Origin of the sequence: Pseudodesulfovibrio portus (assembly GCF_026000375.1) — a bacterium.
GTDB classification, from domain to species: domain Bacteria; phylum Desulfobacterota; class Desulfovibrionia; order Desulfovibrionales; family Desulfovibrionaceae; genus Pseudodesulfovibrio; species Pseudodesulfovibrio portus.
Window position 1 is genome coordinate 3,395,199 of the sequence record NZ_AP026708.1, and the last position, 8,665, is coordinate 3,403,863.

Genomic DNA, 8,665 nt, shown 5'->3' on the forward strand with positions numbered 1-8,665 from the left:
GGTTACGCCTTTTCCGCCACCGGTTGCGGGGCTTTTCTGCCGGTCATGATGACCAGGAAAACGGCCCCGATGATCAGGGTGCTGCCCAGGTATCCGGGCAGGGAGAACTTCTCGCCGAAGAGCAGGAAGGCGAGCACTGCGGCCACCACGGGCTCGAAAGTGGCGATGATCGAGGCATGGGTCGCCTCCATCCGCTTGAGTCCCGCGTAATACATGGAAAAGGCGCCATATGACGTGACCAGGGCCAACCCGGCCAGGAGCATCCACGCCTGGACGGACTTGGGCGTGAAGTCGACGAACGGCAGGAGGAGCAGCGCGCCGAAGGGCAGGGCGTACACAAAGATGGTCGGGGTCGGGTAGCGGTAGAGGAACTTCTTTCCAAGTATGTAATACAGGGCGTAAGTGAAGCCGGACACCAGCCCGGCCGCGAGCCCGAAAAGGTTCAGGTCAAAAGCGGCGTCACTGATGAGCTTGGGCCCGAGGCTGATAGCGGCCACGCCCGCGATGGTCATGGCCACACAGGCCGCCTTGATCGGGGTCATGCGCTCCTTGAGCACGATGCAGGACAGCAGCGCGACCCAGGCGGGGGCCGTGTAAAGCAGGACCGCCGCCAGGGCCATGCCCACGTCGCGGATGGCCAGTTGATAGGCCCCGTAGAACATGGTCACGCAGACGAAGCCGAAGCCGAACAGGGCGGGCAGATCCTTGCGGTGCGCTCTGGCCTGTCCGGCAACGAGGGCGTGGGCCAGGAAGAACAGCCAGCCGATGATGGCCCGCCAGAAGGCGATCTCCAGGGCGGATACCTCCTCGGCCAGGATATACTTGGTGAAGACGCCGATCATTCCCCACATGAAAGCTGCGGCCAGGACATAGAGCAGACCTGTCATCTACAGTTCCACTTTGGTGCCGAGACCGGCTTTGGCGGCCCGGTCAAAGACCAGGGCGGCGGTCATGATGTCGTGGGAGGCGATGCCCATGAGTACGGCTCCGCGTCGGCCCGAGCGCTGGCCCGGCTTCGTGCCGGAGCATATTTCGCTCATGTCGGCGTCGATGTCCGCAGGCCCCGGGTAGCCGTTCCGGAAATAGGTGCCCTGCTCGCGGGTCCAGACGTACTGGTTCCGGTTGTCGCAGGTGAAGTTCGCGCCGGCAAAGACGTCTTCGTGGATGGCGGAGTCGTAATCGACAGAAATAACGAGACAATCGTCCTTGACCCAGTCGCGGGGAATGAACCGTTCAGGCGTTTCCACGATGGGCGTGCAGGTGATGAGCACGTCGCTGCCGGTCACGGCGGATTGCATGTCGGCGCACTTGGTGAAGGCGGCGCCCGGAAGCTGGGGTTGCATGTCGGCGATGAACCGGTCCGTGGAAGCCTCGTACAGGTCGTAACAGCGGATATCGGCGAGTTTGGGGAAGACTTCCTTCATGGCTAGCAGGTTGACCCGGGCCTGGACCCCGGTGCCGATCATGGCCACGGAGGTGGTGTCCGGGTCGCCGAAGTGGCGGGCGTACACGCCGGAGGCCGCGCCCGTGCGCCAGGCCGTGACCCAGGCCGCGTCCATGACGGCCTGCGGCAGGCCCGTTTCCGGATCGTTGAGCAGCATGATGCCGGTGATGTAGGGATGCCCCTTGGCCGGATTGGGCGGGTAGCCGGACACGCACTTGACCCCTGCCCGGTCGATGTCGCCGCCGAGGTAGCAGGGCATTGCATGAATGAAGCAGTCTTCGCGCGGGTGGATGCCGATCTTGGCGGGCATTTCCCCCTCGTCCCGGCCGATGGCCGCAAAGCCCGCTTCCACGCCGTCCATGATCTCGGTCATGGTGATTCCGAGCTGGTCGATTTCCTTGGCCGATATCCAAAGCACTTCTGCTGCCATCGCGCTTTCCTCGTTGGTTTTTTTAGTAAAGAAGAGTCTTTTTCTAGGACGATTCAGACCCACCGTCAACGGTCCTCGAAGTCCTTGCTTAGATGGGTATCGTGAGGGTATTGTCCACCCATGCCAGAAAGCGAGAAGCATGTCATCGGCCCCGGAGGGGAAGGGTATCGCCTGGACAAGGCCCTGCACGCACTATTGCCCGACACAGGACTCAGGTTGCGGCGCAGGCTGTGCGAAGACGGGCGTGTGCTCGTGGACGGCAAACCGCAGAAGCCCGGCTACAAGGTGAGTCCCGGCCAGGAGATCGATATCGTCGGAGGGCTGGCCGTCCTGTCGCCCGAGTCCCTGGGGCTGAAGCTGGTCGCTCGCGGGGAAACGTTCGCCACCGTGTTCAAGCCGGGCGGGGTGCATTCGGCGGCCATAGCGGGGCGGGATGAGCCCAGCGTCGAAGCGGTCCTGCCGGAGATGATCCCGGACGTCGAGCCCTTGCTTTTGAACAGGCTGGACAACCTGACATCAGGCCTGCTGCTGGTGGGTTTGGGCCGGGAGGCCTGCGAACTCTACCGCAAGTACGAGCGGCAGGGCAGGATCATGAAATTCTATCTGGCCAAGGTGGCCGGACGGCTGGACGGCACGGTGATCGTGCGCAACCGGTTGGATACCGACGACCGAAAGACGACCAGGGTACTCGATGAGGACGACAAGGATGACTGCCGTTGGACGTTCGTGACCTCCCTGGCCCACGATCATGCTCAGGACACCACCCTGGCCCGGTGCCTCATCTTGAAGGGGGCGCGCCATCAGATCCGTGCCCACCTTGCCTCCATCGACCATCCCATCATCGGCGATCCGCTTTACGGCGACGGGGAAGGCGACATGCTGTTCCTGCATCATTACCGCATCGAGCTTCCCGGATTTTCCGCCGAGATTACGCCCCTGTTCTGAAGGCGCTTTCATCCGGCCATAAAAAAAGACCCGGTTCCTTTCGGAGCCGGGCCTTTTGCTGCGTGCACGGTTATTTCTTCTTGTCAAAGGCTTCCTGGAGCGCGGCTCCGAGCATTCCCATGCCTCCGGTGGAGGCGGCGGCCTGCTGCTTCTTGGGAGCGAACTGCTTCCAGTCGTCGGCCCCCTGCACGTCGCCGGTGGTCAGGGATATCTTGCGTTCCCCGGCCTTGACCTCTCCGATGAAGATTTCCACCGTGTCGCCTGCGTGGAGTTTCTCGAAGGGAGCCGGGTTTTCACTCCGGGCGATGACGGACTTGGGCAGCAGCCCGGTGATGCCGGGTTCCAGCTGGATGAAGATGCCGAACTGCTCCTGCTTCTCCACGGTGCCAGTGACCTTCTGGCCGGTCTGGTACTTGTCGGCCACGTCCATCCACGGGTCGCCTTCTGCGTCCTTCATGGACAGGCCGATGCGCCGTTTTTCCGGATCGATGGATTTGATCTTGACCGCCACCTGCTGACCCTCGGATACGAAATCGGCGGGCTTGTTGACGCGCTGGGTGTAGCTCATCTCCGAGACGTGAACCAGGCCGTCGATGCCGGGCGCGATCTCGACGAACGCGCCGAAATCGGCCAGCCTGACAACCTTGCCGGTGACCCTGTCGCCTTCGGCAAAGGTGGAGGAGATGGTGTCCCAGGGATCCTGGGCCAGCTCCTTCATGGACAGGGAAATCTTGAGCCGTCCCTTGTCGTCGCGATCCATTTTGGTGATCTTGGCCTTGACCTTCTGGCCGACGGTCACGGCTTCCTCGGGGTGCCCGATGCGGCCATGGGAAATCTGGGAGATGTGCACCAGCCCGTCCAGGCCCGGCATGATCTCGACGAACGCGCCGAAACCGGCCAGCCGGGTGACGGTGCCTTCGACCTCGTCGCCAACCTTGGTCTCCTCGACAAAGGAGGCGGCGGATTCGGCTGCTTCGCGCTCGATGAGCGCCCGCCGGGAAATGACGATGTTGCGGCCCCGCTGTTCCAGCTTGGTGACCAGGAATTCCAGGGTCTTGCCCACGTATTCCTCGGGATCTTCCACAAAACGTGCGTCGATCTGGCTGACCGGGCAGAAGGCGCGGCGCTGGAGGATGGACACGTTGAAGCCGCCCTTGCAGGTGGATTCGACCTTGCCCTCCACGGGCAGTCCGCCGGCCTTGGCCTCTTCGAGCATGGCCAGGCCGCCGATGCCGGAGATGGCCTTGGACAGCTTGATGCCGCCCGAGTCCCTGCCGACCACGTAGAGTTCAACGGTGTCGCCGTCTTTCACGGAGCAGTTGCCGTCCTCGTCGAGCAGTTCTTCCTTTTCGACCACGCCGTCCAGCTTGGTGCCGGTGTCCACGAAGACCGTGGTTTCGCCCACCTGGATGACCTTGCCGGAGACCTTGTCGCCGACGTTGAGGTCATCCCCGCCGCCGTCGCTGTACTGTTCGAACAGTTCGGCAAAGGATTCCTCGCCGCTTTCCACGCCATTGCGTTCCTTGAATTCTTCGGACACGATACTTACCGTTTATTAAAGGGTTTATGTGAGCAGGGCCTTGGCGAAGTCCTGGCCGTTGAACGGTCTCAGGTCTTCCATTTTCTCGCCGAGTCCCACAAAGGTGATCGGAAGTTTGTTCTGCAGCGTCACGGCCACCACGACGCCGCCTTTGGCAGTGCCGTCCAGCTTGGTCAGGATGATCTCGTCCACGCCCACGGCCTTGTTGAACAGGGCGGTCTGGGACAGTGCGTTCTGGCCGGTGGTGGCGTCGATGACCAGGATGGAACGGTGGGGAGCGCCTTCATGCTTCTTGCCTACCACACGCTGGATTTTGGTCAACTCCTCCATGAGGTTGACCTTGGTGTGAAGGCGGCCTGCCGTGTCGATGATAAGCAGGTCGTACCCCTCGCTCTTGGCCTTGTCCATGGCCTCGAAAGCCACGGCGGCAGGGTCGCTTCCCTCGGCCTTGGCGAAAAATCCCACGCCGAGCCGGTCCGCCCAAACCTTGAGCTGGTCGATGGCCGCCGCGCGGAAGGTGTCGCCCGCAGCGATGAGCACCTTGCGGCCCTGCATCTGGGCGCGGTAGGCGAGTTTGGCGATGGTGGTGGTCTTGCCCACGCCGTTGACGCCGACCATCATCAGCACTTCGGGCGGGTTGACCACTTCGATGCGCGGCGGGACCTTGAAAATTTCTTCCAGCTCGTCGCGCAGGATGTCCTTGAAGTCGTCCGGGTTGTCGGTCCCGGCCTTCCGGGCGCGTGCCTTGAGGTTTTCCATGAGCTGGGTCGCCGCTTCCATGCCCACATCGGCCATGATCAGGATTTCCTCAAACTCGTCCCAGAAGTCGTCGTTCAGTGAGGAGTGGGTTGAGAGCAGGGAGTCGATGCGTTTGGTGATTTGTTCCCGGGTCTTGGATATCCCCTCGGAAAGCTTGAGGAAGAGGCGATCGCGCTCGTCTTCTTCGTCTTCCAGGTCCAGGGCCAGGGCCAAACGGAACTGCAACTCCGATTTGAATTCGACCACGGCAACGTAGCCCATGTCGTCCAGCCAGGCTTCAAACTTGGCGATGAATTCCTTGGCTTCGCTTTCGGGCGCTCCGAGAGCCTTGAACAGAAAGGCGAGCCGTTCCCATAGGGCCGGACCTTTTTCATCCACGCCTTCGACGATGAGGTTCAGCCACTCGGAGAGCTTGGGCTCTGCCTGCCTGAGCGACAGGGTCAGGCTCTGTTGCCATTCCGCCTCGGCCGTCGGCGCGGCATCGGTCCGGGTAACGGGAGCCGTCTCCACAGCGGTCGTTTCGAGGGCAGGGTCCGGTTGCGCGGCGGTCGGCTCTGCCGTGACGCCTTGCTCCTGCCTGTATTCATCAAGAGCCTGCTGGGCGATGTCTTCCGAGCTGCCCCAGGCCTTTTTCAATCTGCTGAAGAATCCCATCTAGGTCCTCATGGATATAGAGAGTTGTTGTTCGGGCGTGTTTAATATCCTACCTGACAACAGGTGGCAACACATGATATCCAGAGTCCCTGGATTGCCAATTGACGTCAGAATCGCTATCAGCAGGGAAAAAATTCGCTAAAAGGATGCATTGATGAAACGAACCAAGATAAAATACGCCCTGAACGCTACGGCCCCTGTCGAGGAAATCGTCATCAAGGGGTGGGTGCGCTCCAAGCGCGACAGCAAGGGATTTTCCTTTCTCGCCCTCAACGACGGCTCCTGCCTCGGCACGATCCAGGTGATAGTCGACCACACGCCCGAGATCGAAGCCGCCTTGGCAAGGACGGGCACCGGGGCGTCCGTCGCCGTGACCGGCGAGTTGGTCGAGTCGCCCGGCAAGGGCCAGAAATGGGAAGTGCGCGGCAGGACGCTTGAAGTCCTCGGCGAGGCCGACCAGGAGACCTTTCCGCTTCAGAAGAAGCGCCATTCCGATGAGTTCCTGCGATCCATCGCCCACCTGCGGCCCAGGACCAACAAGTACGGGGCCATGTTCCGCATGCGTTCCGAGTTGGCCCAGGCCGTGCACAAGTTCTTTGCGGATAAGGATTTCTTCTACATCCATACGCCCATCATCACAGGCAGCGACTGCGAGGGAGCGGGGGAGATGTTCCGCGTGACCACGTTGGAGCAGGGCAGCAAGGCAGGGCCGGAAGAGGACTTCTTCGGCCAGCCGTCCGCCCTGACCGTGTCCGGTCAGTTGTCAGCCGAGATGTTCGCCCTGTCGCTCGGCGATTGCTACACCTTCGGGCCCACATTCCGCGCCGAGAATTCCAACACCCCGCGCCATGTGGCCGAGTTCTGGATGATCGAGCCGGAGATGGCCTTTGCCGACCTGAGCGACGACATGGATTTGGGCGAGGAGATGATCAAGTACCTTGTCTCCCACATGCTGGACAACTGCGCCGAAGACGTGGACCTGTTCGCCAATTGGGTGGACAAGACCCTGATGTCCACTCTTGAGACCATACTCAAGGATCCGTTCGAGCGGCTGCCCTACACCGAGGCCATCAATATCCTCAAGAAGACCAAGAAGAAGTTCGAGTATCCGGTGGAGTGGGGTATCGACCTCCAGACCGAGCACGAGCGGTTCCTGTGCGAGGAGAAGTTCAAGAAGCCGGTCTATGTCTATGACTACCCCAAAACCATCAAGCCGTTCTACATGCGCCTGAATGACGACGACAAGACCGTGGCCGCCATGGATTGCCTGGTGCCGCGCATCGGGGAGATCATCGGCGGCAGCCAGCGCGAGGAGCGCATGGACGTCCTCACCGCCCGCATGGACGAGACGGGGCTGAACCGGGAAGACTATTGGTGGTACCTGGAGTCCCGCAAGTTCGGCACCGCGCCTCATGCCGGGTTCGGCATGGGCTTCGAGCGCATGCTCATGCTGGTCACGGGCGTTTCCAACATCCGCGACGTCATGCCGTTCCCCCGGACGCCCAAGAGTCTCGATTTCTAGCTCGAGTATATATCAATAAAAAGGCCCGGCAAAATTGTCGGGCCTTTTGTGTTTAGGCCAACGAGATGTAGATGCCGGTCAGCAGCTCGTCAGGCGGAGTCGAGTCCGGGTCGTTGAGGTACATTTCAAAGCAGGGGTTGCCGCCGATCTGCCTGCCGCTTCGGGGAAGCCATTTGCCCATGAGTTCGGCATAGGTGGCCTCCAGGTTTTCGTAGGGTCCCTTGTGGATGGTCACGGCATACTCGCCGCCGCCCACTGTCTGGATTCCGATTTCACCTTCGCCATTGATCGTTTCGTCCACGGTGACGCATGCGTCATAGCGGATCTTGTCCGGTGGCGTGACCTGCGGGTCGTCGTGGCCGACGCCGATATACTTGGCACCCATGCGGAGCAGACCCCTCGGCCCGGCCCAGGAACAAAGCTTGCTCCAGGCTTCGCCGCATTCGTTGTAGGGGCCGGTCTTGCGGACAAAGGCCACTCTCATTGCATCGACTTCTTCTATCCGCACTTCCATGTCAGTCTCCTTTTCCGCCAGGCGGACGCAATCGTGAACCTTGTCCGGCCTGTAGTGAACCAGTTCAGGGAATCTCTCGGTCAAGGTGTCCCAGTGCCGTTTTCGGTATTTGGACGGAGGGCATCCGAAGTTGTTCTTGAAGGCGCGGCTGAAGGACTCCACGGTTTCGTATCCTGCATCGAATGCGGTCGTGGTGACGTTTGCAGCGTTGGCGGCGAGTCGGTGCGCGGCCCGTTCGAGCCGTATGCGCCGGATATGCTCGATCACCGTTTCACCCATCATACCTTTGAAGATGCGATGGAAGTGGACGGGGGAGAAAAAGGTCATCTCGGCCAGGGTGTCGGAATCCAGCTCACTGTCGAGGTGGGACTGGATGTGAAGGAGAACGGAGAGCATCCGTTCCCGATACAGGTTTTCCGTGGTCTTCTTCATTTGGCCTCCATGGACATGATAGAGGAATCCGAACCGGGAAAGCTTGATCCATTTCATCATTTTTTTGAAGTCCAACATGGCTTTCGGCGCAGCATTGCGCACCGGAAGATGTCGTCAGCAAGGCCCATTCCGGTGGTTAAAAACAAAAGGACTAAAATGTCTTGTTTGAAAATACAATTAATACAACTAGTTGAAAAATCGGCGTAGAAAGAATGAAAAAAAATTTAAAAAACCGCTTGACCTCCAATGGCGTTTCACCTAGAACCTCTTTCGCCGCACGGGGAAGCCCAACGGAATGACCCGGCGGCTTGTTCTTTCTCAAAAATAAAGGGTGGTTGGCCGCTTCGAGAATTTTCTCGAAAAATTCAAAAAGTGGTTGACGGTTGGTCTAGAAAAATCTAGATTTAAATTTCCTGCCTTGCGCA

At 60.3% G+C, this 8,665-nt stretch carries 7 protein-coding genes; 2 read left to right on the plus strand and 5 right to left on the minus strand.

The features are described from left to right. Nucleotides 1-2: 2 nt before the first annotated feature. Entirely contained in the window at nucleotides 3-887 is an 885-nt protein-coding gene (locus OO730_RS16190; RefSeq protein ID WP_264982528.1) for a DMT family transporter, read from the minus strand. Further along, nucleotides 888-1,874: an ornithine cyclodeaminase family protein gene (locus OO730_RS16195; RefSeq protein ID WP_264982529.1), complete on the minus strand. Its 987-nt coding sequence runs from the start codon at nucleotides 1,872-1,874 to the stop codon at nucleotides 888-890. Nucleotides 1,875-1,994: 120 nt separating this feature from the next. Between OO730_RS16195 and OO730_RS16200 the strand changes: the two genes are divergently transcribed. Beyond that, nucleotides 1,995-2,819, plus strand: coding sequence for a pseudouridine synthase (locus OO730_RS16200; protein ID WP_264982530.1), 825 nt, complete (start codon nucleotides 1,995-1,997; stop codon nucleotides 2,817-2,819). 70 nt (nucleotides 2,820-2,889) lie between these two features. Here the strand turns inward: OO730_RS16200 and OO730_RS16205 are convergent, their stop codons facing one another. Beyond that, on the minus strand, nucleotides 2,890-4,359 hold the full coding sequence (locus tag OO730_RS16205) for a 30S ribosomal protein S1 (protein WP_264982531.1): 1,470 nt from the start codon (nucleotides 4,357-4,359) through the stop codon (nucleotides 2,890-2,892). Nucleotides 4,360-4,383: 24 nt separating this feature from the next. Next, complete coding sequence (gene ftsY, locus OO730_RS16210; RefSeq protein ID WP_264982532.1) at nucleotides 4,384-5,772, minus strand: signal recognition particle-docking protein FtsY; 1,389 nt, start codon at nucleotides 5,770-5,772, stop codon at nucleotides 4,384-4,386. A 154-nt stretch (nucleotides 5,773-5,926) separates the two neighbouring features. Between ftsY and asnS the strand changes: the two genes are divergently transcribed. Then, nucleotides 5,927-7,294: an asparagine--tRNA ligase gene (asnS, locus tag OO730_RS16215; protein WP_264982533.1), complete on the plus strand. Its 1,368-nt coding sequence runs from the start codon at nucleotides 5,927-5,929 to the stop codon at nucleotides 7,292-7,294. 52 nt (nucleotides 7,295-7,346) lie between these two features. On the opposite strand, the gene OO730_RS16220 is transcribed toward asnS, so the two are convergent. Then, nucleotides 7,347-8,240 carry an AraC family transcriptional regulator gene (locus OO730_RS16220; RefSeq protein WP_264982534.1) on the minus strand — a complete coding sequence of 298 codons (894 nt, stop codon included), beginning with the start codon at nucleotides 8,238-8,240 and terminating at the stop codon, nucleotides 7,347-7,349. Nucleotides 8,241-8,665 lie beyond the last annotated feature (425 nt).